General features: G+C 61.9%; 25 protein-coding genes and 1 tRNA gene. 13 read left to right on the top strand and 13 right to left on the bottom strand.

Annotated elements, in window-relative coordinates; genetic code table 11:
- The first annotated feature begins 4 nt into the window (after positions 1–4).
- Complete coding sequence (lolD, locus tag L1O02_RS20940) at positions 5–688, top strand: lipoprotein-releasing ABC transporter ATP-binding protein LolD (RefSeq protein ID WP_015634822.1); 684 nt, start codon at positions 5–7, stop codon at positions 686–688.
- Positions 689–759: 71 nt separating this feature from the next.
- On the top strand, positions 760–2,004 hold the full coding sequence (locus L1O02_RS20935) for a lipoprotein-releasing ABC transporter permease subunit (RefSeq protein WP_060838366.1): 1,245 nt from the start codon (positions 760–762) through the stop codon (positions 2,002–2,004).
- 70 nt (positions 2,005–2,074) lie between these two features.
- Here L1O02_RS20935 and L1O02_RS20930 read toward each other — a convergent pair whose 3' ends face one another.
- Positions 2,075–3,436 carry a heavy metal sensor histidine kinase gene (locus L1O02_RS20930; protein ID WP_060838367.1) on the bottom strand — a complete coding sequence of 454 codons (1,362 nt, stop codon included), beginning with the start codon at positions 3,434–3,436 and terminating at the stop codon, positions 2,075–2,077.
- The gene (locus L1O02_RS20925) at positions 3,436–4,116 is read right to left on the bottom strand and encodes a heavy metal response regulator transcription factor (protein ID WP_060838368.1); all 681 of its coding nucleotides are present in this window, start codon (positions 4,114–4,116) and stop codon (positions 3,436–3,438) included. The genes L1O02_RS20930 and L1O02_RS20925 overlap by 1 nt, the downstream gene beginning before the upstream one ends.
- A 154-nt stretch (positions 4,117–4,270) precedes the next feature.
- On the opposite strand from L1O02_RS20925, the gene L1O02_RS20920 reads away from it, so the two are divergent.
- On the top strand, positions 4,271–4,822 hold the full coding sequence (locus tag L1O02_RS20920) for a cupredoxin family protein (protein WP_060838369.1): 552 nt from the start codon (positions 4,271–4,273) through the stop codon (positions 4,820–4,822).
- A 68-nt stretch (positions 4,823–4,890) separates the two neighbouring features.
- Complete coding sequence (queF, locus tag L1O02_RS20915) at positions 4,891–5,721, top strand: NADPH-dependent 7-cyano-7-deazaguanine reductase QueF (RefSeq protein WP_108544864.1); 831 nt, start codon at positions 4,891–4,893, stop codon at positions 5,719–5,721.
- Positions 5,722–5,783: 62 nt separating this feature from the next.
- Here the strand turns inward: queF and L1O02_RS20910 are convergent, their stop codons facing one another.
- Positions 5,784–6,047 carry a DUF4404 family protein gene (locus L1O02_RS20910; RefSeq protein WP_016968042.1) on the bottom strand — a complete coding sequence of 88 codons (264 nt, stop codon included), beginning with the start codon at positions 6,045–6,047 and terminating at the stop codon, positions 5,784–5,786.
- Between the two features lie 122 nt (positions 6,048–6,169).
- Entirely contained in the window at positions 6,170–6,790 is a 621-nt protein-coding gene (locus L1O02_RS20905) for a phosphatase (protein ID WP_108544865.1), read from the bottom strand.
- Positions 6,791–6,994: 204 nt separating this feature from the next.
- Here L1O02_RS20905 and L1O02_RS20900 point away from each other — a divergent pair, with 204 nt between their 5' ends.
- A complete protein-coding gene (locus L1O02_RS20900; protein WP_060838372.1) occupies positions 6,995–7,681 on the top strand; it encodes a VacJ family lipoprotein in 687 nt (228 codons plus the stop codon).
- A gap of 66 nt (positions 7,682–7,747) precedes the next feature.
- Here the strand turns inward: L1O02_RS20900 and L1O02_RS20895 are convergent, their stop codons facing one another.
- Positions 7,748–8,047 (bottom strand): PilZ domain-containing protein, encoded by a 300-nt coding sequence (locus L1O02_RS20895; RefSeq protein WP_060838373.1) that lies wholly within the window; start codon positions 8,045–8,047, stop codon positions 7,748–7,750.
- 276 nt (positions 8,048–8,323) lie between these two features.
- Between L1O02_RS20895 and rssB the strand changes: the two genes are divergently transcribed.
- Entirely contained in the window at positions 8,324–9,505 is a 1,182-nt protein-coding gene (gene rssB / locus L1O02_RS20890; RefSeq protein ID WP_108544912.1) for a two-component system response regulator RssB, read from the top strand.
- Positions 9,505–9,987, top strand: a complete 483-nt coding sequence (gene rssC, locus L1O02_RS20885) for an anti-sigma factor antagonist RssC (protein ID WP_016968051.1) — start codon at positions 9,505–9,507, stop codon at positions 9,985–9,987. The genes rssB and rssC overlap by 1 nt, the downstream gene beginning before the upstream one ends.
- Positions 9,988–10,063: 76 nt before the next feature.
- On the opposite strand, the gene tal is transcribed toward rssC, so the two are convergent.
- Positions 10,064–10,990, bottom strand: coding sequence for a transaldolase (gene tal, locus L1O02_RS20880; RefSeq protein WP_108544866.1), 927 nt, complete (start codon positions 10,988–10,990; stop codon positions 10,064–10,066).
- A 177-nt stretch (positions 10,991–11,167) separates the two neighbouring features.
- Positions 11,168–12,178: a tRNA dihydrouridine(20/20a) synthase DusA gene (gene dusA / locus L1O02_RS20875; RefSeq protein WP_235758643.1), complete on the bottom strand. Its 1,011-nt coding sequence runs from the start codon at positions 12,176–12,178 to the stop codon at positions 11,168–11,170.
- 850 nt (positions 12,179–13,028) lie between these two features.
- On the opposite strand from dusA, the gene L1O02_RS20870 reads away from it, so the two are divergent.
- Positions 13,029–14,600 carry a diguanylate cyclase gene (locus L1O02_RS20870; RefSeq protein WP_235758641.1) on the top strand — a complete coding sequence of 524 codons (1,572 nt, stop codon included), beginning with the start codon at positions 13,029–13,031 and terminating at the stop codon, positions 14,598–14,600.
- A 5-nt stretch (positions 14,601–14,605) separates the two neighbouring features.
- On the opposite strand, the gene L1O02_RS20865 is transcribed toward L1O02_RS20870, so the two are convergent.
- Positions 14,606–15,127 carry a GNAT family N-acetyltransferase gene (locus tag L1O02_RS20865; RefSeq protein ID WP_060838384.1) on the bottom strand — a complete coding sequence of 174 codons (522 nt, stop codon included), beginning with the start codon at positions 15,125–15,127 and terminating at the stop codon, positions 14,606–14,608.
- A gap of 313 nt (positions 15,128–15,440) precedes the next feature.
- Between L1O02_RS20865 and L1O02_RS20860 the strand changes: the two genes are divergently transcribed.
- From L1O02_RS20860 to L1O02_RS20850, 3 genes are all read left to right on the top strand, one after another.
- A complete protein-coding gene (locus L1O02_RS20860; RefSeq protein ID WP_108544869.1) occupies positions 15,441–16,265 on the top strand; it encodes an arylamine N-acetyltransferase in 825 nt (274 codons plus the stop codon).
- Between the two features lie 117 nt (positions 16,266–16,382).
- Entirely contained in the window at positions 16,383–17,204 is an 822-nt protein-coding gene (locus tag L1O02_RS20855) for a hypothetical protein (RefSeq protein WP_060838386.1), read from the top strand.
- A 309-nt stretch (positions 17,205–17,513) separates the two neighbouring features.
- Complete coding sequence (locus L1O02_RS20850; protein WP_060838387.1) at positions 17,514–19,055, top strand: nucleobase:cation symporter-2 family protein; 1,542 nt, start codon at positions 17,514–17,516, stop codon at positions 19,053–19,055.
- A gap of 62 nt (positions 19,056–19,117) precedes the next feature.
- Here the strand turns inward: L1O02_RS20850 and L1O02_RS20845 are convergent, their stop codons facing one another.
- The 3 genes from L1O02_RS20845 to L1O02_RS20835 form a co-directional block, all read right to left on the bottom strand.
- Positions 19,118–19,699, bottom strand: coding sequence for an SH3 domain-containing protein (locus L1O02_RS20845; protein WP_108544870.1), 582 nt, complete (start codon positions 19,697–19,699; stop codon positions 19,118–19,120).
- A gap of 98 nt (positions 19,700–19,797) precedes the next feature.
- Positions 19,798–20,955 (bottom strand): MFS transporter, encoded by a 1,158-nt coding sequence (locus L1O02_RS20840; RefSeq protein ID WP_108544871.1) that lies wholly within the window; start codon positions 20,953–20,955, stop codon positions 19,798–19,800.
- 583 nt (positions 20,956–21,538) lie between these two features.
- A tRNA-Asn gene (locus tag L1O02_RS20835) sits at positions 21,539–21,614 on the bottom strand.
- Between the two features lie 270 nt (positions 21,615–21,884).
- On the opposite strand from L1O02_RS20835, the gene L1O02_RS20830 reads away from it, so the two are divergent.
- The gene (locus L1O02_RS20830) at positions 21,885–22,118 is read left to right on the top strand and encodes a hypothetical protein (protein WP_060838390.1); all 234 of its coding nucleotides are present in this window, start codon (positions 21,885–21,887) and stop codon (positions 22,116–22,118) included.
- 6 nt (positions 22,119–22,124) lie between these two features.
- On the opposite strand, the gene L1O02_RS20825 is transcribed toward L1O02_RS20830, so the two are convergent.
- Both L1O02_RS20825 and L1O02_RS20820 read right to left on the bottom strand, forming a co-directional pair.
- The gene (locus L1O02_RS20825; protein ID WP_060841907.1) at positions 22,125–22,322 is read right to left on the bottom strand and encodes a hypothetical protein; all 198 of its coding nucleotides are present in this window, start codon (positions 22,320–22,322) and stop codon (positions 22,125–22,127) included.
- 121 nt (positions 22,323–22,443) lie between these two features.
- A complete protein-coding gene (locus tag L1O02_RS20820; RefSeq protein WP_060842993.1) occupies positions 22,444–23,640 on the bottom strand; it encodes an amino acid aminotransferase in 1,197 nt (398 codons plus the stop codon).
- Positions 23,641–23,976: 336 nt separating this feature from the next.
- On the opposite strand from L1O02_RS20820, the gene uvrB reads away from it, so the two are divergent.
- Entirely contained in the window at positions 23,977–25,992 is a 2,016-nt protein-coding gene (gene uvrB / locus L1O02_RS20815; RefSeq protein ID WP_060842994.1) for an excinuclease ABC subunit UvrB, read from the top strand.
- Positions 25,993–26,067 lie beyond the last annotated feature (75 nt).

Raw genomic sequence — 26,067 nt, 5'->3', positions numbered from 1 at the left:
GGGCATGAGTGAAAAAGCAATCCTGAGCTGCCGTGACCTGGGCAAGTCCTACGAGGAAGGCCCGGAGTCGGTGGTGGTCCTGTCCGGCCTGCAACTGGAACTGCATCCGGGGGAGCGGGTGGCCATCGTCGGTACGTCCGGCTCCGGCAAGAGTACCTTGCTCAACTTGCTGGGCGGCCTGGATACGCCGTCCAAGGGCAGCGTCTGGCTGGCTGGCGAGGAGCTCTCGGCCCTGGGCGAGAAGGCTCGCGGTCAGCTGCGCAATCGCGCCCTGGGCTTCGTCTACCAGTTCCACCACCTGCTGCCGGAGTTCACCGCGCTGGAGAACGTCTGCATGCCGCTGCTGATCGGCCGGACACCGATTCCCGAAGCCCGTCAGCGTGCGACCGCGCTGCTGGAGCGGGTCGGCCTTGGCCATCGCCTGGAACACAAACCGGCCGAACTGTCCGGTGGCGAGCGCCAGCGGGTGGCCATTGCCCGGGCCCTGGTGAACAAGCCGGGGCTGGTGATGCTCGACGAGCCCACCGGCAACCTCGACTCGCACACCGCCCAGGGGATTCAGGACTTGATGCTGGAACTCAGTACGTCGATGCGTACCGCCTTCCTGGTGGTGACCCACGACATGAACCTGGCCCGGCAGATGGACCGCGTCCTGCACCTGCAAGAAGGTCACCTGGTCGCCATCTGATGCGGCCGCACGCGGCGTTGGCGGCTGGCCCGCCGACGCCGGGTTATTAATTTTTCCAGGGTGCCTTGCCCATGTTCAGACCCTTATCGATCTTTATCGGCACGCGCTACACCCGCGCCAAGCGGCGCAATCGTTTTGTCTCGTTCATTTCCATGACCTCGATGATCGGCCTCGCCCTGGGCGTGCTGGCGATGATCGTGGTGCTGTCGGTGATGAACGGCTTCCAGCGGGAGATGAGTTCGCGGATTCTCGGCATGGTGCCGCACGCCACCATCGTCGGGGTCAAGCCCATCGACGACTGGCAGCCGGTGGCCGCAGCGGCCCTGAAGAACCCGGAAGTTACCGCGGCAGTGCCCTTCACCGAGATGGAAGGCATGCTCTCCTACAAGGGCGCGATGCAACCGATCCAGATCAGCGGCATCGACCCGGCCCAGGAAGGCAAGGTCTCCATCGTCACCCAGCACATCGTCCAGGGCAGCCTGCAGGACCTGAAGCCCGGTGAGTTCGGTGTGGTCATTGGCGAGATCACCGCCCGGCGCTTTCGTTTGAATGTCGGCGACAAACTGACCCTGATCGTGCCTGAGGTGAGTAGCGCGCCAGGAGGCATTACCCCGCGCATGCAGCGTCTCAACGTTGTCGGTGTGTTCAAGGTCGGTGCCGAGCTGGATGGGTCCATGGGCCTGATCCACGTGGCCGATGCCGCCGAGATGCAGCACTGGCAGCCGAACCAGGTGCAGAGCGTGCGCCTGGCGGTCAAGGACCTGTATGCCGCGCCGCAGGTTTCGGCGGACATCGCCAAGGGCCTGGGCGCGGATTTCCGCGCCGATGACTGGACCCACACCCAGGGCAGCCTGTTCAGCGCGATGAAGATGGAAAAGACCATGATCGGCCTGCTGTTGCTGATGATCGTTGCAGTGGCGGCGTTCAACATCATCGCCACCCTGATCATGGTGGTGAACGACAAGGGCGCGGATATCGCGATCCTGCGTACCATCGGCGCCACACCGCGGCAGGTGATGGCGATCTTCATGGTCCAGGGCACGGTGATCGGGATTGTCGGCACCCTGATCGGCGGGGTGCTGGGGGTGATTGCGGCGTTGAACGTCAGCGAACTGGTGGGTTGGCTGGAGCGGATCAGCGGTCAGCAGATCTTCAGCTCCGACGTGTATTTCGTCAGCAACCTGCCTTCCGAGTTGCAGGGCGGCGATGTCGCCTTGATCTGCGGCGCCGGCTTTGTCCTGAGCTTCCTGGCCACCGTGTATCCAGCCTGGCGCGCATCCAAGGTCGAGCCGGCCCACGCCTTGCGCTACTCCTGATATTCGCTGTCGCCGGCAAGCCGGCTCCTGCCTGATGAGTGTAGGAGCCGGCTTGCCGGCGAACAGGCCCTCAATCTCTTTTCGGCAACTCGATCACAAAGCGCGTCCAACCGAGCGCCGATTCGCAACGAATCTGCCCGCCATGGGCGCGAATGATCGATTGCGTGATCGCCAGTCCCAATCCCGCATGTTCGCTGCTGCCTTCGCGCCGCGCCGGGTCCGCCCGGTAGAAACGGTCGAACAGGCGTGGCAGGGCCTCTTGGGCAATGCCTTCGCCGCTGTTCTCGACACTCAGGCTCACGTACTGGGCGCTGTCGTCGATCCGCACCTTGATCGAGCCTCCGGCCGGGGTGAAACGCAGGGCGTTGTCCAGCAGATTGGACAGCGCACGGCGCAGCATGCTGCGGTCGCCGGCAAAGCCGGCATGGCCTTCGCGGGTCAGTTCGACCTGGACGTCTTCGGCCAGCGGCGCATAGAACTCCAGCAGCATGTCGATCTCCTGAGCCAGCTCCAGCGCTTCGCGCCTGGGGTTCAGCAGGCCGTGGTCGGCCTTGGCCAGATAGAGCATGTCGTTGACCAATTGCGCCATCCACTGCAGTTCTTCGAGGTTGCTGTGCAGGGCTTCGCGGTAATCCTCAAGCGGCCTGGGTCGGGTCAGGGTGACCTGGGTGTGGGTCAGCAGGTTTGACAGCGGCGTGCGCAGTTCATGAGCAATGTCGGCGGAAAACGCCGAGAGGCGCTGGAATGACTCTTCGAGGCGCGCGAGCATGGCGTTGAAACTGCTGGCCAGTTCTGCCAGTTCGGCGGGCATCTGTTCCTGGGGCAAGCGTTGGGTCAGGGAGTTGGCCGATACGCCGGCGGCCACCGCGCTCATGCGCCGCAATGGCCGCAGGCCGCTGCGGGCCGCCCAGGCGCCCAGCAGGGCAGTGGCCAGGGCCGACAGGCCAACGGTGAGCCAGATCAGGTACTGCATGCGCTGCAGGAAGTGCTGATGGTGGGTGATGTCCAGCAGCAAGGTCAGTTGCGGCGAGTCGCTGCGCTCGGGCCTCAGCGCTACTTCGTAGACTCGGTAGGCGGCGTCGCCCCGGCTCAGGCTGTGCAGGCCCTTGGTGTCGGCCGGGGCGGCGGGCAGGCCCGGGGCGCTGTCGAACCAGAGTTGGCCGTCGGCGCCGTGGATCCGCAACGCCAAGTCCGGCTGCCGGCTCAGTTCGTGGTGCAGTCGGCCCTGCAGCCGGGGGAAGTCCGCGGCCTGCTGGACATCCTGCAGCACACTGCGCAGGGCGATCAGTTTGCTGTCCAGCAATTGCTGGTCCAGTTCGATGAAGTGGGCCTCGCTGGCCCGGCTGAACAGTACGCCGGCCACCAGCGACACCGCCGCGGTGCAGGCGGCGAACAGCAGCGCCAGGCGTCCGCTCAGCGACAGGCGGCGCATCAGGCCTGGCGCTCTTCGAGCACGTAGCCCATGCCGCGCACCGTGTGGATCAGCTTGTTCGGGTAGTCGTCATCGACCTTCAGGCGCAGACGGCGGATTGCTACTTCGATGACATTGGTGTCGCTGTCGAAATTCATGTCCCAGACTTGGGAGGCGATCAGCGATTTGGGCAGCACTTCGCCCTGGCGCCGCAGGAGCATCTCCAGCAGGGCGAACTCCTTGGCGGTCAGGTCGATGCGTTGGCCACCGCGTTCCACCCGACGGCGGATCAGGTCCAGGCGCAGGTCCGCCAGTTGCAGGGCGGTTTCTTGGGCGCCGCTGCTGCCGCGCCGCAGCAGGCTGCGGACCCGGGCCAGCAGTTCGGAGAAGGCGAAGGGCTTGACCAGGTAGTCGTCGGCCCCCAGCTCCAGGCCATGCACCCGGTCTTCCACGGCATCTCGGGCGGTCAGGAACAGCACCGGGATTTCCAGGCCGGCACCGCGTACCGCCTGAAGGATCTGCCAGCCGTCGCGCCCTGGGAGCATCACGTCGAGAATCAGCAGGGCGTAGTCCCCAGTCAGCGCCAGGTGCTGGCCGGTGTCGCCATCGGCCACCAGTTCGACATTGAAGCCGGCTTCGCTCAGGCCCTGGCGCAGGTAGTGGCCGGTTTTCGGTTGGTCTTCGACGATCAGCAGTTTCATGGCGCGACTCATGGCTTATGGAACCCGGGCTTTATACCGTGCAGGGAGGCCGGGCAGGTCAAGCTGACAAAGTTGTAATCTGGCTGTCAGCTGACTGGCAGCGGTGGCTCGCCAGAGTGTGCCATATGCTCAAACCGGTTTTTGGAGTCTGATAATGAAAGCGCAAAATCTGCTGTTGCGAAGCCGCTCGATTCTCGGCGGCTGCCTGATGTTGTTGAGTGCGCCGCTCTGGGCCTCGCCGGCGGGGTCCTATGATTTTGGGCGGCCGGCAGCGGCAGCCACGGCCACCCGCACCGTCGAGGTGGTGATGGGCGATATGTCGTTCAGTCCCAAGGCTCTGGCGGTCAAGGCGGGCGAAACCGTGCGTTTTGTGTTGATCAACAAGGGCCAGTTGCTGCACGAGTTCAACCTGGGTGATGCGGCAATGCATGCCGAGCACCAGCAGGAAATGCTCAAGATGCAGCAAAGCGGGATGCTCACGCCCACCGCGATGCAGGCGATGGATCACTCTGCCATGGGGCACGGCTCGATGGCGGGCATGGAGCATGGAATGCAGCATGATGATCCCAACAGCGTGCTGGTGGAGCCGGGCAAGCAGGCCGAGTTGACCTGGACCTTTACCAAGAGCGGCAGCCTGGAGTTCGCCTGCAACATTCCCGGGCACTATCAAGCCGGGATGGTCGGCAAGCTGACGGTCACTCCCTGAGGGTCGGGGGCTCAAAGGCGGGAGCAAAGGCTGGTAGAATCCGCTGATTCTTCAGTCAGGTTTCCGCCATGCATCCCGCAGCCGAACATTCGCCGCTGGGCAAGTCCAGTGAATACGTCTCCACATACACTCCGTCCCTGCTGTTCCCGATTCCTCGGGCGGCGAAATGGGCCGAGCTGGGCTTGAGCGCCGATACCCTGCCTTATAAAGGTGTGGATTTCTGGAATTGCTTCGAGTTGTCCTGGCTGCTGCCGTCGGGTAAGCCGGTGGTGGCCATCGGTGAGTTCAGTATTCCTGCGGATTCGCCGAATATCATCGAGTCCAAGTCCTTCAAGCTCTACCTCAATTCGCTGAACCAGACGCCGTTCGTCGATCGGGCGGCGCTTGAAGCGACCTTGCGCGAGGACCTTTCCGCCGCGGCAGGCAAGCCGGTGGCTGTGCGTATCCGCAGCCTGGGTGAGGTCGAGGCGGAAGGTGTGGTGGCTCTGCCAGGGGTGTGCATCGACGACCTGGACATCAGCGTCGACAGCTATGAGCATCCGCGTTCGGAGCTGCTGCGGTGTGATGCCTCGCGAGTGGTTGAGGAAAGCGTGCACAGCCATCTGCTCAAGTCCAACTGTCCGGTGACCAGCCAGCCGGATTGGGGCAGCGTGGTGGTGGAGTACCGGGGAGCGGCCCTGGATCACGCCAGCCTGCTGGCCTATCTGGTGAGCTTCCGTCAGCACTCGGATTTCCATGAGCAGTGCGTGGAGCGGATTTTCCTGGACCTGCAACGTCTGCTCAAGCCGGAAAAGCTCACTGTCTACGCGCGATACGTGCGTCGTGGCGGGCTGGATATCAACCCGTACCGCAGCACTGAAACGGCGGATTTCGCCAATCAGCGACTGGTTCGCCAGTAAACAGAAGCCCCGCACACCGTGCGGGGCTTTGGTTTCAAGGGGAGGGTGTTATCGGGCGCTGCTTAGATGCCGATGTTGCCCAGGGTCTGGACGATGTTGCGCAGGGTTCCGGCGATGGCCGGGTGTTCCAGCTCGAAACGCTCCACCGCCAGATTGACGCCGTCAGCGAGGCTGGCGTCATGGGTGCTGGTCTCCAGCTTGAGTTGCAGCTCGATCTGCTGCATCAGGTCATGCAGGTTGGCGCGCTCGGCTTCCGAAAGCGGTGGGTTCTGCTCCAATTGCTCGCGCAGGGTATCGAGTTGTTCTTGCAGTTCGCGGGCAGGCATGGCGTTCTCCCTTCATTGATAGGCACAGGGATGGACCGCGCGATTGAAGCAAAGATCCATGCCCACGGCTTAGAGTAATCCACTACCAGGCGCTGTGCATGATCCTGATCAACAGGCTTATGTCAGGGCTTTTCACCCTTGAGTCGACGGTGTTCGATGTCCGCCAGGCAGGTCTGCAATTCCCCCAGGTGGTCAATCACCGAGTGCACGCCCAGGCCGAACAGCTGCACCGTGGCCTTGCCCCGTTTGAGCTCGCGCTCCTGTTGGCTCAGCGCCTGCCATTCGCTGGGCGTCATGCCGCACAGCGAGCCACAGGAGGCCAGGCCTATGGTCCAGAGGCCGGCGTTGAGCCCCGACTGCAGCAGCTGTGGTTCGCCGCTGACCAGCACGCAGCCCTCAAGGCGCGACACCTTGAGCGACATCAGCGCCTGCCAGCAGGCATCGGGTGCAGGCCAGTGAGCGGGGACGGCAGGGGTGGGCTTGATCCAATCCGGCAGGGCTGCGGCTAGCTCGCGGGTACTGGCAGGCGGTAGCTGCTCCAGCCATGCGCAGGGAATGCCTTGCTGTTGCAGGTGCTGCAGGGTTGCCAGGGCGCCCGGTGTGGCTTGGGCCTGTTCCGGGCCGGGCCTGTTGGAGCTGTGCAGGCGCGTATGAGCGCCAAAATCCACCAGGCAGCCGCTGAGGCCGAAGAGTACGGCGGTCAAGGGCGTGGCAATCTGGGGTGAGGCGTCGGCTTGGGGCATATCAACGTCCTTGAAATACCCGGCGAGGCTAGCGGGACAAGATGACATGCAGGTGACAGTCGGGTGAACGTGAGCGGTACTGGCGGTCCGGCGCGTTCAGCCTGATTGCAGTGATGCTGCCTAAACCGGCGTATCCGATTTATACTCCCGAGCCTAACCTCAGGGCATAGCCCCAAGAGAGAACAACCCAAGGAGTTTCCTGCTATGCGCTGGAGCCGTTATCTAGTTCCGCTATGTATGAGTGCCGGTGTGACGCTGGCTCCCCTGGTCGCCCAGGCGGCTGAAGAGGATCCGTGGGAGAGCATCAACCGTCCCATCTTCACCTTCAACGATACCCTCGACACTTATGCCCTGAAGCCATTGGCCCAGGGCTACCAGGCAGTCACGCCGCAGTTTCTTGAAGACGGCATCCACAACATGTTCCGCAACCTCGGTGACGTCGGCAACCTGGCCAACGACATCCTCCAGGCCAAGCCGCGTGCAGCCGGTGTGGATACGGCGCGCCTGTTGATGAACACCACCCTGGGGGTCGCGGGTTTTTTTGATGTTGGCACCAAGATGGGCCTGCAGCGCAACGATGAAGATTTCGGCCAGACCCTCGGTTACTGGGGCTTGGGCAGCGGCCCTTACGTGATGCTGCCGTTCCTGGGCCCAAGCACTTTGCGTGACGCGCCAGCCAAGTATGTCGACAGCTACACCGAACCCTATCGCTACATGAATGATATTCCTGCGCGTAACACCACTATTGGCGTGGACATCATCGATACCCGTGCCAGTCTGCTGTCCGCGGACAAGCTGATACGTGGCGACAAGTACACGTTCATTCGTAATGCCTACCTGCAGAATCGTGAATTCAAGGTCAAGGACGGTAAGGTCGAAGACGATTTCTGATCGAGCAGCTGTCCGGTAGCAACTAAAAAGGCGGCCATTGGGCCGCCTTTTTCATGGGGGAGACTTTTACTTCATTTTAAGGATTGTAAGCCCAAGTTTCTGACCGCCTCCCTCCAGCCCATTGACCCAGACCACTTCGGTCTCTGCTTCCAGTCCTCTCAAGGCTGCATGTTCGGAGTCGATACGTACGCTCAAGCGATCACCGACCTGGAATGAGCGGGGCGCCTGAACCTGCATGCCGCTGCTGGAAAGGTCGATACAGACCGCTTCAATCACCTGTCCCTGGTGGATTAGCGTGACCTCGGCATCCACCCGCATCCGGATGTAATCGCGCTTTTCACTGTAGTCACGCTGGTTTTGATTCATGGGTTCCATCCTGCGATTGAGTTGCGGTTTTGGCGGTTTTTATAACTCCCGGTGATTTGCGATGTAAAGACGTCAGGCGACCATCGGCATGAGCTTGAAACGCCCCGCGGATGGGAGTACCGTCTGCGCCTTAGAAGGGCACCTCTGGTAGGCGGGCGTGCAGGGCTGAAGGTCCTGGCTGCATTTCCAGAGTGGCTAGAAAGCGAATCCAGTAGCGTGCGCCAGGCCCCAGGCCAAGCCAGCTACGCCAACCTAATTCTGGCGCCGTTTGCCCACATGCAAAAAACCAGTGCCACGCTGCTGATAATCGATGACGACGAAGTAGTACGCGCAAGTCTCGCGGCCTATTTGGAAGACAGTGGCTTCAGCGTACTGCAGGCTGCCAACGGCCAGCAGGGTCTTCAGGTATTCCAGCACGTCCATCCCGATCTGGTGATCTGCGATCTGCGCATGCCGCAGATGGGCGGTCTCGAACTGATCCGTCAAGTAACCGAGCAGTCTCCGCAAACCCCGGTGATTGTGGTTTCGGGCGCGGGCGTGATGAACGATGCAGTCGAAGCCCTTCGTCTGGGGGCGGCTGACTACCTGATCAAGCCGCTGGAAGATCTGGCCGTGCTCGAGCACTCTGTGCGCCGGGCCCTTGATCGAGCGCGCCTGCTCCTGGAAAACCAGCGTTATCGGGAAAAGCTCGAAGCCGCTAATCGCGAACTTGAAGCAAGCCTCAATTTGCTTCAGGAAGACCAGAATGCCGGTCGCCAAGTGCAGATGAACATGCTGCCCACCAGCCCCTGGTCGATCGACGAGTTCAATTTTGCGCACCAGATCATCCCGTCGCTGTACCTGTCGGGAGATTTCGTCGACTACTTCCGTGTCGATGAGCGTCGCGTCGCCTTCTATCTGGCGGATGTTTCCGGTCATGGCGCCTCATCAGCCTTTGTCACCGTGCTGTTGAAGTTCATGACCACGCGGCTGTTGTTCGAATCCAAGCGCAACGGCACCTTGCCGGAATTCAAGCCTTCGGAAGTGCTGGGCCATATCAACCGTGGTCTGATCAGCTGTAAGCTGGGCAAACATGTCACGATGGTCGGTGGAGTCATCGACGAGGAGACCGGTTTGTTGACCTATAGCATTGGCGGGCATTTGCCGTTGCCGGTGTTGTACACCCCGGACAGTGTGCGTTATCTGGAAGGGCGTGGTTTGCCGGTGGGCCTGTTCAACGAGGCGACCTATGAGGACCATGTTCTGGAGTTGCCGCCGGTGTTCAGCCTGACGCTGATGTCCGACGGGATTCTGGACCTTTTGTCCGAGCCTACACTCAAAGAAAAAGAAGCGGCCTTGCCCGAACGGGTGAGAGCGGCGGGCGGCAGCCTGGATGGCCTGCGGCAAGTTTTTGGATTGGCCACGCTAGGGGAGATGCCGGATGATATCGCCCTGTTAGTGTTGAGCAGGAACCTTTAATGAGTACCGGTAGAATCCAGTTCGCCGAGCAGGATGGCACCTTCGTCCTGAAGTTCATCGGTGAAGTGCGCCTGACCCTGTGTTCGGCGCTGGATGCGACTATTGAGCGGATTTTCACTGCGCTGAATTTTTCGGCGATCGTCATCGATCTGACCGAAACCCGTAGCATCGACAGCACCACCCTGGGCCTGCTGGCCAAGCTGTCGATCCTGTCACGGCAAAAAGTCGGTCTGTTGCCCACTGTCGTCACCACCCACGAAGACATTACCCGGCTGTTGCAGTCCATGGGCTTCGATCAGGTGTTCAACATCGTCGATCGTCCGATACCTTGCCCGGAATGCCTGACCGACTTGCCGTCCCAGGACCAATCCGAGGAAGTGGTGCGGATCAAGGTCCTGGAGGCGCACAAGATCCTCATGGGCCTCAATGACTCCAATCGCGAAGCGTTCCATGATCTGGTGAACGCTTTGGAGCGTCATTGATCGACTGAGGCGCTCGCGCATTAAAAAAAAGGGCGAACCTGTGAGGGTTCGCCCTTTTTGCATTGCTGCGAAGCTATCAGAACTTGGCTGCCAGCAGGGCTTCGAGCTTCTCCTGGTCGCGGGCGAACTGGCGAATGCCCTCGGCCAGTTTTTCGGTGGCCATGGCGTCTTCGTTGGAAGCCCAGCGGAACTGCGCTTCGTTCAGGCTCTGACGGGCCTCACCGGTCTTGCCCGGACTCAACTTGCGCTCCAGCTTGCCGGTGTCGGCGGCCAGCTTCTCGATCAGGTCCGGGCTGATGGTCAGGCGATCGCAGCCAGCCAGTTGCTCGATCTGGTTCAGGTTGCGGAAGCTGGCGCCCATGACCACGGTCTTGTAGTCATTGGCCTTGTAGTAGTTGTAGATGCGGGTAACCGACTGCACGCCAGGATCGTCGGCGCCGAGGTAATCGTTGCCGGTGGCTTTCTTGTACCAGTCGTAGATCCGTCCCACGAATGGCGAGATCAGGAACACGCCGGCTTCGGCGCAGGCAACGGCCTGGGCGAAGGAGAACAGCAAGGTCAGGTTGGTCTGGATGCCTTCGCGCTCCAGTTGCTCGGCGGCGCGGATGCCTTCCCAGGTGGAGGCGATCTTGATCAGTACCCGGTCGCGACCCACACCAGCTTTCTCATAGAGTTCGATCAGGCGATGGGCACGCTTGAGCATGGCCTCGGTGTCGAACGACAGGCGGGCATCCACTTCGGTGGAAATGCGGCCGGGAATGACCTTGAGGATCTCTTGGCCTACCGCTACGCCAAAACGATCGCTGGCCAGGCCGACATCGCCTTTGCAATCGCTGACGCAGGCATTCAGCAGATCGGCATAACCAGGAATGGCCGCGGCCTTGAGCAGCAGCGAGGGGTTGGTAGTGGCGTCCACCGGCTTGACCCGGGCAATGGCCTCGAAGTCGCCGGTATCGGCCACCACGGTGGTGATTTTCTTCAGTTGTTCCAGCTTGGAAGTCATGAGCGTGCTCTGTCCTATGGGTCTGGTGACATTACCCGAGCGCTGGCAGGCGCTCAAGGGCGCGAAAGGCTTGTGGTGCCGCCGGGGGCGGCGACCTGAAAACAGCTGTCTGAATGCGGGACAGATTTCAGGTTATTCAGATATCAAAAGCCGCATCAGGTTCAATCCGGTTGACGGTTAACGTCCCTCAAGCAGTTGCCCGGCCTGATCCAGCAGGCCCAATGGGTCCTGGGTCTTGTGGATATCCACCGACAACAACTGGCGGAACTTGCGTGCTCCGGGGAAGCCGGTCCCCAGTCCCAGTACATGGCGAGTGATGTGATGCATGGCGCCGCCGCTTGCCAGATGTTCGGCGATATAGGGCCGCAATTGCGCCAGCGCCTCGGCACGGGAAATCACCGGCGCGCCGCTGCCGAACAGCTGTTGGTCCACCTGGGCCAGCAGGTAGGGATTGTGATAGGCCTCACGCCCCAACATCACCCCGTCAAAGGTCTGTAGATGCTCATGGCAGGCCTCCAGGGTCTTGATGCCGCCGTTGAGTATCACCTCCAACTGCGGGAAGTCCGCCTTCAATTGCGCAGCCACATCGTAGCGCAGCGGCGGAATATCCCGGTTTTCCTTGGGCGACAGCCCCTCAAGGATCGCAATGCGCGCATGCACGGTAAAACTGTTGCAACCAGCCTCATGGACCTGGCCGACGAAATCACACAGCTCGGCATAACTGTCACGGCCGTTGATGCCGATCCGATGTTTGACCGTCACTGGAATCGACACCGCATCGCGCATGGCCTTCACGCAATCGGCCACCAGAGCCGGGTGCCCCATCAGGCAGGCGCCGATCATATTGTTCTGCACCCGATCGCTAGGGCAGCCGACATTCAGGTTGACCTCGTCATAGCCATGTTCCTGGACCATTCGTGCACAGGCCGCCAGATCCCCCGGAGTACTGCCCCCCAATTGCAGCGCCAACGGATGCTCGCTCTGGTGGTAGCGCAGAAAACGCTCATGATCACCATTGAGCAGCGCACCGGTGGTGACCATTTCGGTATAGAGCAGGGTGTGCTTGGACAGCAGGCGCAAGAAGTAGCGGCAGTGGCGGTCCGTCCAATCCATCATGGGTGCAACGCTAAACCGCCGGGACAGCGTAGGGCTTGAGTTTACTGGGGTTGTAGCTGAATTCTGGACCATTTTGCTCTACGTGTTTAATGCGTGTTCTAGGGGATAAGTGGGCGCTTTCTGAAGGGCGTTGGTTCAAGCGGCAATGGCTTTTCGCTTGTATTACAAGGCGATTGTCATGATCAGGGGCGCCAACGCACCGATGGCCGCGTCGGCCATTCGGCACAGTCAAGTGTGGTTTGCTATGGGCGCGAGTTTACCAAGAGACTCAAACCTTCGCCCGAAAACCGGCCGTTGAGGTTGTTTGTGTCGGGGACGTGCGATTGAGGTTGCTTGCCATCTCATTCCGGAGCGCCATGTCACCAGGCCATGGCTGGGCTGTGGGCATTTGCGTATGCCTTGAGTCTCTGCTTTTTCTTCACGCGGGCCTTTACGGCACGGAGGGCTTGGTCGTACTAACTGTTTAGCCGCGCGTCCAGTGGTAATGCCATTGAAAAGCAGTCGTGTATTTGTCGCCTAGCTTACGACTACGCTCTTCTGCGGACATTCGGCGTGGGGGGCTATCAGGCTTCGCGGTGCTCCCCCATGGCGGCTGGCCGGGTTTTGTCCGAGTAATATCGCCGCCGCTGTCCGATGCCCGGTTTCGCGCGTTCAGGGGGCTCAGGGCGGATCGGGCGCTGATGGCGGTCCTGTGTCGGCGAATTATCGAATGTTGTTGCAGTCGACGTTGCGCGCTTCATGCATCGCCCTTTGCGGCCGATAACCCCAGCGTGGGGCAGGCTGCATGCACTTGCGTCGGAGCCTTGCCTGTGTTCAAACGTCACGCAAATGATGCTTCGCAGGGTGCTGGCCGTTGCGCCAGTCTCGAAAACAATCAGGGATGTGCCTTGTTGCAAAGGCCTTTCCCGTCAGGAAGACACTATTGCCTGTCCCCATCTACGATCCTCAGCATGCCCCCGGTGGCAACCTCAAGCGTCTGCCGCTGCTCAAGGCCGCGGTCGCCTTCATTGCCACGGTATTCCTGTGCCTGTGCGGTTTGCTGTTCCTGCAGTTGGAGCAGTCCTGGCGTCATGACCTGGCTCAGGCCGAGGTCAACTCCACCAACCTGACCCGGGCCATTGCCCAGCAGGCCGAGGACACCTTCATGGAGGCCGACCTGGTGTTGATGAGCCTGTCCGAGTGGATCCAGGCCCTGGGGGACGGGCCCCGGCAGCGCCCGCGCCTGCAGCAGATCTTTGCCCGGCGGGTACAGGCCCTGACCCAGTTGAGCGGGGTCTTTCTCTACGACAAGCAAGGCCAGTGGGTGGTCAGTTCGTTCAACGATTCGCCCCACGGCAAGGATGTCGCCGATCGCGACTACTTCCGCTTTCACCAGCAGAACGTCTCGCTGCAGGCTCATATCAGCCCGGCGATTCGCAGTCGCGCCAACGGTGAGTGGATCATCCCCATCTCGCGCCGGATCAATGACCGCGACGGCAATTTCCAGGGCGTGCTGATGGCCGGTATCAAGCTGGCGTACTTCGATCAGTTCTTCAAAAGCTTCAATATCGATGAGCAGGGCGCGATGTTCCTGGCCCTGTCCGATGGCACCCTGATTGCGCGGCGGCCATTCGAGGAGCGGCAGATCGGCGCGTCCCTGTCCCGCGGCGAGATCTTCAGCAAGTACCTGCCCGAGGCCACTTCCGGCAATGCCATGATCACCTCGATCGTCGATGGGGTGACACGCCTGTACGGCTATCGCCAGTTGCAGGCCTACCCGCTGGTGGTGGCTGCGGCAAACTCCAAGGATTCGATTCTCAGGGGCTGGTACGCCTCGGCCTATCAATCCTCGGCCATCGTCGCTCTGGTGCTGTTGGGGGTGGGGCTGTTCGGTTGGGTGTTCGTCAGTCAGGTGCGCAACAACGAGCGGATCGAGACGGACCTGCGCAATGCCCAAGAGGCGCTGGAGGTGATCGCCACCCATGACAGCCTCACCGGCCTGGCCAATCGACGTTTGTTCGAGCGCTCCCTGATGATCGAGTTCGGCCGGGGTGCCCGGCAACACAGCGCGTTGAGCCTGATCATGGTCGATATCGATTATTTCAAGCGCTACAACGATACCTATGGCCATGTGGCGGGCGATCACTGCCTGATGGAAGTGGCCCAGGCCCTGAAGGGCTGCTGCCAGCGCAAGGCCGATCTGGCTGTGCGCTACGGCGGTGAAGAGTTTGCGGTGTTGCTGCCCGATACCGATATCCATGGCGCGCTGGCCATGGCCGAGCAGATTCGCTGCAGTGTCATGCAGCGCGACATTGCCCATTCCGGGTCCCCGGTGGGGTGCGTGACGGTCAGCCTGGGCTGTTATTCCTTCGTGCCCACCGGGCGCGACAGTATCGAGATGTTTATCGAGCGCGCGGACGAGGCGCTCTACCAGGCCAAGGCCATGGGCCGCAACCGTGTCATGGCCTTGCCAGCGGAGCGCGCCGGGGAGCTCTTGCAGCGCTCCGATCGTTGAGGGGGCTAGAAACGCTTGCAGAACACCTGATTGGCGTAGGCGTTGCCCGCAAACTCGTAGGCGGTGTGGCCGACGCAGGCATATCCCTGGGCTTGATAAAAGGCCTGTGCCCGGTGGTTCTCTGACCACACGGCGAGCCACAGGCAGGGGGTATCGCTGTTTTTCACCAGGCTTTCCACCTGTTGCAGAAGCGCCTGGCCAACGCCTTGCCGGTGAGCGTGACGTTGCACGTAGAGGCGCACCAGTTCCACGGCATCGGATAACTCGGGGAGCGGCGCTCGGGCCTGGCGGCTGAGTTCGGCGAACCCCAGCAGGTGCCCGTTGCGCTCAGCCAGCAAGAGGGTCCTGGCGGGATCTTCGAGGCGCTGGCGGAACTGCTCCGGGGCGTAGACGCTCAGGGCCTCCTCGGCCAGGTCGCTGCGCATGCCATCGGTGGCGTAGGTGTCGAGAAAGACCTGGGTGGCCAGGCCGCTGATGCACAGCGCATCCCCGCGCTCAGCGTGGCGTAGAGTGAAGTCGACCGGCATGGCTACATCCTTGTAAACGGGGCTGGATTGAGGGTTCAGGATCGGCTGAGGCGTTGTTGCAGGTGCTGGCGGAGTGTCGTCACTGGGGCCATGTGTGCAAAGGCATGGTGGTGTTGAAGAAGCTGCGCAGCCTCACCAAGGGGGCCTATTACAGGGGCGTTCCAGGCGCCTGGCAAGGGCCAATCCACGGCCAATGCAATAAAAAATATCGAGCGAATTCATTGTCTGGATTCCCCGCTTCTGGCTTATACATAACCCCGACCTGCCAGGGTTGGTTGTGGCCCTGGGCGACCCTCATTTCAAGGATTTGTGCATGAGCCAGCCGCACCTGATGAACTTTGACCTGTACCTGCAGCAACTCGGTTACCTGCGCGCCCCGGCGCCGACCCTGGAAAGCCTGCGGGAGCTGCAATGGCGTCATGTCTGTCGTTTTGCCTTCGAAAGTCTTTCGACCCTGTTGCGGGTGCCGGTGCCCATCGATCTGGCATCCGTGGAGCGCAAGATTCTCCACGAGGGCCGCGGCGGCTACTGCTACGAGCTCAACCAGAGCTTCCTGGCATTGCTGCAACACCTGGGCTACGAGGCCCGGGGCATCACCGGGCGGGTGGTGATGGGAGGGCCGGAGGATGCGCTCACCGCTCGCAGCCATCGGCTGACCCTGTTGCATCTGGACGGGCAACGCTACATCGCCGACGTCGGCTTTGGCGGCATGGTACCCACCACGCCTTTGCTGCTGGACACCGAGGCAGAGCAGGCCACGCCCCATGAGCCCTATTGCATCACCCGGCGCGAGGGTAGTTACACCCTGCGCGCCAAGGTCGCGGAGCAATGGCGGGCTCTCTATGTCTTCGATCTGCAGGTGCAGGGCGACGTGGATTACGAGATGGGCAACTGGTATGTCTCCACCCACCCGGATTCACCCTTCCTTGGCCAACTGAAGGTGGCGCTGATAGGGCCGGGAGTGCGCCGCACGCTGAACAACGGCAGCTACGCCCTGCATCGCATGGGACAGCCCAGCGAGCGACGGGAGATCACCGAGGCCGGGGAACTGATGAGCCTGCTGCAGGACGAGTTCGCCTTGCGCCTGCCCAACCATCCCGAGTTGCCGCGGGTGATCGGGCAATTGCTCGAGTCCTGATTTTCCCGGCTTTACGGTGCCCGCCAGGGCCGCTGCGGAATCGATTCCCGGTTAAATATGCAGGGTCCTGCTCCTTAGACTTCACCGGCAAGCCGGTCATTTCTCAAGGAGAGAATCATGCACAAAACACCCCGTTCAAGCCTGTTCGACAGCACTGGTGCCGCGCTGAGGCGATTCCAGGCAGGGCTGCTCGCAGCCCTGCTGGTCGTGCTCGGCCTGTGCTCCAGCGCCAGCTACGCCGTACCCAATCCCGACGGCAACTACAACCTGAGCATGGACGCCCGTGCCGGCTCACCCTATCCACCGTCGAACAACTACAACGCCGATCTCACGGCTTCCGGTGTTGGAGCGGCGTACACCGTCCCGGTCAGTCGCCATCACATCATTGCCTACAACCAACTGCGGGATTTCTACATGTCCGTGGTGCAGCGCGGGCACCTCAAGGAGCTGAAAGGGTTCTGGGACGGCTTTGGCGGGCGCTTGCCCAGCTATGGACGGGACAACCAGGTCAATGTCACCCCGGCGGTACAGGCCGACTACGACCAGGCCAAGACCCTGCTTGAAGAGATCGGCCGGGGCGTGGTGCGGGCCAACGCCGGCGTGCCGCCACGGCCCCTGGGCTGGGACACCTTCCACGGTTTCTACACCTGGATGCCGTGGAACCTGTTCCTCGGGCCAAACGGCCGCAATGATGACCCGGGCGAGGCGTTCGAGCGCAACGCCCAGTACATCATCAACAACGCGGACACCTGGAACACCATCGTCAATCTGCGGGACAACATGCTGAGCTATACGCGTGATGGCAACGTCAAGACCCTGGCCACCATCAACTCGCAATTGCTGCGCCTGTCGGCGCGGACCAAGGTCTATCCACTGGTCAGTGATCAGTGGGTTCGTGTCGCACCCAATGTGTACAAGATCCGGGTTCCGGCCCAGTAATTGTTCCTCGGGTGCGAGGCCCGAGCCGATCCGGTCAGCGGATCGGCTTTTTTCATGCTGTTTTTCAATCCCTGGAACGGCTTGAAAAAACCTGCGAGCGGGCGCCGCTCCTGGCCGGCGCTGAGTTGAGCGACGGCTCTGGGGCGGCTTTTCAGGCGAGTGGAGGGGCGAGGGTCGAGGGCTTTGCGCGGGTTGTCCGTTGACGGGGTCGGCGGAAATCATGAAGGTCAAACTGTATACAATCCTATGGACAGTTGTCTTGGATGTTGCATACAGTGTGCGCATAACAAAAACAGGGAACCCCACACCATGAATACGCCCCAGGTTTCACAGCAACGGCCCGAAGATGAAAATTTGGGTATTGGCGCGAATATGGCTTATGGCCTGCAACACGTGCTGACCATGTACGGCGGTATCGTTGCAGTGCCCTTGATCATCGGCCAGGCGGCCGGTCTGTCGCCGGCGGAGATCGGCCTGCTGATTGCGGCCTCGTTGTTCGCGGGGGGGCTGGCTACCTTGCTGCAAACCCTCGGCGTGCCGTTTTTCGGTTGCAAGCTGCCGCTGGTGCAAGGGGTGTCCTTTGCGGGTGTTTCAACCATGGTGGCGATTGTCACCAGTACCGGGGAAGGCGGCTTCCAGTCGGTGCTCGGGGCCGTGATCGCCGCCTCGCTGATCGGTCTGCTGATCACCCCGGTGTTCTCCCGGATCACCAAGTTCTTTCCTCCCCTGGTGACCGGCATTGTCATCACCACCATCGGCCTGACGCTGATGCCGGTCGCGGCGCGCTGGGCCATGGGCGGCAACAGTCGCGCGGCGGACTTTGGCAGCATGTCGAACATCGGCCTGGCGGCCCTGACGCTGGCCCTGGTGCTGCTGCTGAGCAAGATCGGCAGTGCGGCGATTTCCCGGCTGTCGATTCTCCTGGCCATGATCATCGGCACCGTGGTCGCGGTGTTCCTGGGCATGGCGGACTTTTCCGGCGTCACCCAGGGGCCGATGTTCGGGCTGCCCACGCCTTTCCATTTCGGCATGCCGACCTTCCATGTCGCGGCGATCCTGTCGATGTGCATCGTGGTCATGGTGACGCTGGTGGAAACCTCGGCGGATATCCTTGCGGTAGGTGAAATCATCCACACCAAAGTCGACTCCAAGCGTTTGGGCGACGGCCTGCGTGCCGACATGCTGTCGAGCATGATCGCGCCGATCTTCGGCTCCTTCACTCAGAGCGCCTTTGCCCAGAACGTCGGGCTGGTGGCGGTCACCGGGATCAAGAGCCGGTTCGTGGTCGCCACTGGCGGGCTGTTCCTGGTGGTTCTCGGTCTGCTGCCGTTCATGGGGCGGGTGATTGCCGCGGTGCCGACCTCGGTGCTGGGCGGGGCCGGTATCGTCCTGTTCGGCACTGTGGCTGCCAGTGGCATCCGCACCTTGTCCAAGGTCGACTACCGCAACAACATGAACCTGATCATCGTTGCCACCTCGATCGGCTTCGGCATGATCCCGATTGCCGCACCAAGCTTCTACGACCATTTCCCCAGCTGGTTCGCGACGATCTTCCATTCGGGCATCAGTTCCTCGGCGATCATGGCGATCGTGCTCAACCTGGCGTTCAACCACTTCACCGCAGGCAACTCCGACCAGCAGTCGGTGTTCGTTGCCGGCACCGAGCGCAGCCTGCGCTTCCAGGACATTGCTGCGTTGCGTGAAGGGGACTATTTCAGCGGCGGCAAGCTACACGATGCCGAAGGCAATGAGGTTCCGCTGGTGGCTGAGGTTGCCGGCCAGTCGTCGCCGCAGCCCGGAGACGGTTCTGCGCCAAGCCATGCCCGCGGCAGTGCCGAGGTCACGCATTGAGTGCGAGTGTCGCGGCATGAAGAAACGGCGCCCTGAAGGCGCCGTTTTTTATCGAGGCGTGGTTATTCGAGGTTTTCGAGGGGCTCCAGGGCTTGCAGGACCTCCGGGTTGTCCTGGTACTGGCTGCGCAGGGCGGCGAGTTGGCGATCGTGGCCGACGCAGACTTCATTGACGGCCTTCTCCAGTTCGGCCCGGCGCTCTTCGTCGTAGGCCTCCTCGCCGGCAAAGTGCAGGCAATCCTCGTGGCGCTGGATAAAGGTCGTGACCTCGCCGGGAAGTTGTGGGCCGCCGTAATGACTGCCCAGTTGCAGGCGCTTTTCCTCGACCCAGCCGCTGTAGTCCTCGCCGTCCTTGGCGATGTACATGACCTGGGCCCAGCCACTGTCGCTGGAGGCGTACACCGTCAGGCCGTCGCCAGGGATCACATAGAGTTTCTTGTTGATGCAGGCGGCGTCTGGTCCGCTGTGCAAGTGCAGCCGTCCTTCACCGATCACCTTGGCCTCCAGGGGCGGGCGGTATTGGCCGGCCTCCAGGGAGGCGTTGTCACTCAGGGCGGCGCAATCCACCGGCGGGCTGGCCATGGCCGGCAGCGGCAGCAGTGACAGCAGTCCACATAGAGGCAGGAGGCGCAGGGCTCGGTCCATTGCAGGGTTATCCGTTGGGGGGATTCGAAGGGCGCGATGGTAATGACAAAAACGCGGCCTGGGAATGACCAGGGCCGCGTCGGCAGAGGACAGTCCTGCTATTGCGCAACGTTGTCGAGTTGTTCCTGGCGCACCAGGGACACGGCAAACCCCACGACCACCGCCGCGGCCACCGACAGGGTCAGGGGCAGGCCATAGCTGCCACCGCTCATGGCCGCGCCACTGAGTAGAGGGCCGAGCAGGCTGCCGATGCCCCAGAGCAGGCCGGCACTGGCATTGGCGGTGACCAGATCCGCGCCGCTGAAGGATTGACCGATCAGCACGATGGCCAGGGTGTAGATACCGCCTGCCGCCGCTCCCAGGATGACCAGGCTCGGCCAGAGCAGGCCGGGGGCGCTCATCAGCAGTGGCAGGCACAGGCCGATCAGCAGGGCGATGCAGCCGCAACCCAGGTAGATGCCGGGGCGTCCCAGCTTGTCCGAGAGCCAGCCCAGGGGAAACTGGAACGCCGTATCCCCCAGGAGAATGATGGTCACCATCAGCGCCGCCAGCTTGATGCTGTAGCCGTGGCCGGCTGCGTACACCGGAAACAGCGACAGCACCACGCTGTCGAAAAAGGCGAAGAACAGGATGCCCACGCACAAGGCCGGGGCGATGCGGATAAAGCCCAGAACCGAGAAGCTCCGGCTTTGCTCATGGACGTCCGAGGCGTCTGTCTGGGGCAGGGTCAGCCAGACCACGGCAATCGCGATGGCGTAGCCGACGCTGACGATCGCCAGTACCGCCGGCCCCTCGGTGCCCAGCAAAGACACCAGCCCTGGGCCCAGCAGTTGGAAGAAAGTGAAGCAAGTGGTGTAGACCGCCACCAGTCGTCCGCGACTGGTGTCCTCGGCCATTTCATTGACCCAGGTTTCCCCGATAATGATGATCAGCCCGGCACCCAGTCCCATGGCGACCCGGGCCAGGCCCAGGCTGTAGAGACTGGCGTCGGGCAGTTCCAGGGCGGCCACGCTCAGCGCGCAGAGGCTGAAGCACAGCAGGTAGATCTGGCGTCGGGTCAGGCGCTGGCCCAGGGCATTGACCAGAAAGGCCGAGAGCATCATGCCCGCCGCGGGCAGTGCCGACATGATGCCGATCTGGTTGTTCGAAGCGCCGGCCTGATACAGGCGCAGGGCAAGGATCGGCACCGTGGAACCTATGCTCAGGCCGACAATGGAAATGCCCAGGATCAGGGCGGCTAACAAGGCTTTGTTCATGTTCAAGACCTGCGCCGGCAACTTCAGGCGCTGAAAAAATAGAGGTGTTGCGGGCGCCGCGTGACAGCATCCGCCGAGATATGGGCGATAGCCGGGCCTGTGCCCTTGGCGTCGGGGCCGGCTGCAGGCGAAGCGCTCAATGAAGTGGGGGGCACTTCGAGACGTCTTTGCTGGTCAGCCAGATTCGGCCGGCGGCACCGGGCTCAATCGTGGTTAGCGACGTCCCTGGTGCGGGGAGAAGGTGAAGGCGAACAGGACGCTGCGGCGTCGACGGTTGATCGCGCAATCATGCTGGGCAACGGCCAGGGTTGCCGAAGGGCTCATCGAAGGGGAGAGGCACGGGGACTGTGCTGGCAGGAACATCGTGGTCTGACTGGCCGGAAAAGTAGGCGCACAGCCTACGTCAGGCCATTGCGCCAAGGCAACCAGACCTTGGCATGACACATTCGGTCCGGCAACGCACTTTTCCCGCATGCCGGACTGACATGCGGGTCGGGAAACTAACAGGGGGTATGCGCTTGGTCTGATTTGCCGCAAGAGCAGGGCGCTCTTGTTGGGTGTGAGGCAAATCAGTGCAGGAAGATGGCTCCACGACCTGGACTCGAACCAGGGACCCAGTGATTAACAGTCACTTGCTCTACCAACTGAGCTATCGCGGAATGCGCCGTATCTTACTGATTCAAAAAGGGAAGTCAACAAGCTTGGGAGATTTTTTTAAGCACGGCGCGAATCTGAATCAACTGCCGGCATGACTTCGAGGGTTTTATCGGCTGGCGGGCCGATACGTGAGCCGATAGGGGCTACCATGGCTGCCCGGAAGTGGTTTCACGCGCTACCGGCCTCCAGTCACACAGGTAAGCCTTTATGATCCGCTTCGATTTATCCCGGGTTCCTTCCCGGTTGTTCCCGCCTTGCTGCGGGGTACTGTCATGAGCATCGAGCAGATCAGCCTGCCCAAAGGGGTAGGGCCTCAGGCCAGCAAGCTGTTGGACGCCATCACCCAGGCCGGGTCGGCGCCCGATCTGCAGCGTGCCGGCGGCAAGGCCGAAGGTTTTGTCCTCGGGCTGGAAAGCGCCAAGGCCATCAAGAGCCAGGTGGCCGAGGCGTTGTACGTGGCGTTTGATGATGCCGCCAGTCAACGCTTGGCTGAACTGACGGGCTGAGGCTGCTCAACCGCCGAAGGTCAGGCTGCCGAGCATCAGTTTGGCCATCAGCGACGTGGCCGCCAGTTGCACCAGCCACAGGGCCAGCCCGCCGAGAAACACGCCGAGGGCAATTTGCAGTACCAGGCTCTTCTCGCGTTTCTGCGAGCGGGGCAGATAGTGCTCAAGTTCGTCGCGGTCGGCCCGCAGGTCATCGTTTTTCATCGGTTTCTCGATCAGCAGGGGAAACAAGGTCACAGTCTAGAGGGTGCAGGGCCGGGCAATAGCTGAGCGCCCACAAAAAAGGGAAGCCGGCTGGCTTCCCTTTTTTTACTACGGGTGCGGATCAGATCACCTGGAGGATGGCCTTGGTCACTGCCTCGATGTTGCTCTGGTTCAGCGCGGCAACGCAGATGCGGCCGGTGTCCAGGGCGTAGATGCCGAACTCGTTGCGCAGGCGGGTCACTTGCTCGACGGTCAGGCCGGAGTAGGAGAACATGCCGCGCTGGCGACCGACGAAGCTGAAGTCGTGCTCAGGGGCGCCTTTGGCCAGCAAGTCGACCATCTGGGTGCGCATGCCGCGAATCCGCAGGCGCATTTCCGCCAGTTCCTGCTCCCACTGGGCGCGCAGTTCCGGGTTGTTCAGCACCGCGGCGACGATGGTTGCACCGTGAGTCGGCGGGTTGGAGTAGTTGGTGCGGATCACGCGCTTGACCTGGGACAGCACGCGAGCGCTTTCCTCCTTGGAGCTGCTGACGATGGACAGGGCGCCAACGCGCTCGCCGTACAGCGAGAACGACTTGGAGAACGAGCTGGAAACGAAGAAGGTCAGGCCCGACTCGGCGAACAGGCGCACGGCCGCGGCGTCTTCATCGATGCCGTCGCCGAAGCCCTGGTAGGCCATGTCGAGGAATGGCACGAGGTTTTTCGCCTTGACCACTTCCAGGACGTTTTTCCAGTCCTGCGGGCTCAGGTCGACACCGGTCGGGTTGTGGCAGCAGGCGTGCAGCACCACGATCGACTGGGCCGGCAGGGCGTTGAGGTCTTCCAGCAGGCCGGCACGGTTCACGTCGTGGGTGGCGGCGTCGTAGTAGCGGTAGTTCCGCACCGGGAAACCGGCTGTTTCAAACAGTGCGCGGTGGTTTTCCCAGCTCGGATCGCTGATGGCGACCACGGCGTTGGGCAGCAGTTGCTTGAGGAAGTCGGCACCGATTTTCAGGGCGCCAGTACCGCCAACGGCCTGGGTGGTGACCACGCGGCCAGCGGCCAGCAGTGGCGAGTCGTTGCCGAACAGCAGCTTTTGTACCGCCTGGTCGTAGGCGGCAATGCCGTCGATCGGCAGGTAGCCACGGGAAGCGTGTTGAGCGGCGCGAATTGTCTCGGCTTCGACAACGGCGCGCAGGAGTGGAATGCGTCCCTCCTCGTTGCAGTACACGCCCACCCCAAGGTTGACCTTGTTGGTACGGGTGTCGGCGTTGAATGCTTCGTTGAGGCCCAGGATTGGATCGCGTGGTGCCATTTCGACAGCGGAGAACAGGCTCATTTTTACGGCGGCTCTGAATGGAGTGTGGAGGGACGTGTCGCGCTCCAGCCGAATGCACTAGAGCGGTGCACAAACGGGGAGCTAGTATAGAGGCCATCATCGCGGGGGGCGACAGCCGATTGACCTTTTGCGACAAGTTTTTCGCTTTATTTTTCGACCGTTAGTCTTATTGCAACCTTCCGGGTGTTAACGGGTGTAAGACCTTTACCTTGAAAGCCGTGGTATCTGCCTCCACATCCAGCTCATTCCGGTTTTTTTCCTCGGCGACATGGGTCGTACGCGGTGTTTCTCGTTCCTGTACGGTATGGCCGCGCATGAACGATCCCAGAGGTAGATATGTCCGAATTCCAGCTAGTCACTCGCTTCCAGCCCGCCGGCGACCAGCCGGAAGCCATCCGCCTGCTGGTCGAAGGCATCGAGGCCGGACTGGCCCACCAGACCCTGCTCGGCGTGACCGGCTCGGGCAAGACCTTCAGCATCGCCAACGTCATCGCTCAGGTGCAGCGCCCAACCCTGGTACTGGCGCCGAACAAGACCCTGGCAGCCCAGTTGTACGGCGAGTTCAAGGCGTTCTTCCCGAACAACGCGGTGGAGTACTTCGTTTCCTACTACGACTACTACCAGCCCGAAGCCTATGTGCCCTCCTCGGATACCTTTATCGAGAAGGATGCCTCGATCAACGACCACATCGAGCAGATGCGCCTGTCGGCGACCAAGGCGCTGCTGGAGCGCAAGGACGCGATCATCGTCACTACGGTGTCCTGCATCTATGGTCTGGGCAGCCCGGAAACCTACCTGAAAATGGTTCTGCACGTGGACCGCGGCGACAAGCTCGATCAGCGTGCCTTGCTGCGCCGCCTGGCGGACCTGCAATACACCCGCAACGACATGGACTTTGCCCGTGCCACCTTCCGCGTGCGGGGAGACGTGATCGACATCTATCCGGCGGAATCCGACCTTGAGGCGATCCGCATCGAGCTGTTCGACGACGAGGTGGAAAGCATCAGCGCCTTCGACCCGCTGACCGGCGAAGTGATCCGCAAGCTGCCGCGTTTCACCTTCTATCCCAAGAGCCACTATGTGACGCCACGGGAAACCCTGCTGGATGCGATCGAGGGCATCAAGGTGGAGCTGCAGGAGCGTCTGGAATACCTGCGCTCCAACAACAAGCTGGTAGAAGCCCAGCGCCTGGAGCAACGCACCCGTTTTGACCTGGAGATGATCCTCGAGCTGGGCTACTGCAACGGTATCGAAAACTACTCGCGCTATCTCTCGGGCCGTCCCGCCGGGGCCGCGCCGCCCACCTTGTACGACTACCTGCCGGCGGACGCGCTGTTGGTGATCGACGAATCCCACGTCAGCGTGCCCCAGGTCGGCGCCATGTATAAGGGCGACCGTTCGCGCAAGGAAACCCTGGTGGAGTACGGCTTCCGTCTGCCATCGGCGCTGGATAACCGGCCGATGCGCTTCGACGAGTGGGAAGGGGTCAGCCCGCAGACCATCTTTGTCTCCGCCACTCCGGGCAACTACGAGGCGGAACACGCCGGGCGCGTGGTGGAGCAGGTGGTGCGCCCCACCGGCCTGGTGGACCCGCAAGTGGAAGTGCGCCCGGCCCTGACCCAGGTGGACGACCTGCTGTCGGAAATCACCAAGCGCGTGGCGCTGGAGGAGCGGGTGCTGGTCACTACCCTGACCAAGCGCATGGCCGAGGACCTGACCGATTACCTGGCCGACCACGGCGTGCGCGTGCGCTACCTGCACTCGGACATCGACACCGTGGAACGGGTGGAAATCATCCGCGACCTGCGCCTGGGCACTTTCGACGTGCTGGTGGGGATCAACCTGTTGCGTGAAGGCCTGGACATGCCGGAAGTGTCCCTGGTGGCGATTCTCGACGCCGACAAGGAAGGCTTCCTGCGCTCCGAGCGCTCATTGATCCAGACCATCGGTCGGGCTGCGCGCAACCTCAATGGCCGGGCGATTCTCTATGCCGACCGCATCACCGGCTCCATGGAGCGGGCGATTGGCGAAACCGAGCGTCGGCGCGACAAGCAGATCGCCTTCAACCTGGCCAATGGCATCACCCCCAAAGGGGTGTTCAAGGACGTTGCCGACATCATGGAAGGCGCCACCGTGCCGGGCTCGCGCAGCAAGAAGCGCAAGGGCATGGCCAAGGCGGCCGAGGAAAGTGCCCGCTACGAAAACGAACTGCGTTCGCCGAGCGAAATCAGCAAGCGCATCCGTCAGCTCGAAGAGAAGATGTACCAGTTGGCCCGCGACCTGGAGTTCGAGGCCGCGGCGCAGATGCGCGACGAAATCGCCAAGCTGCGCGAGCGCCTGCTGACCGTCTAACGACGCTCGATCCCTCGTAGGAGCCGGCTTGCCAGCGAAGAGGCCCTCAAATCCTGTGCAAGGGCTGGGAGCCTA

It is taken from the genome of Pseudomonas sp. BC42 (genome assembly GCF_021560055.1).
Classification (GTDB): Bacteria; Pseudomonadota; Gammaproteobacteria; order Pseudomonadales; family Pseudomonadaceae; genus Aquipseudomonas.
This window is presented reverse-complemented; position numbering and strand designations above follow the sequence as displayed.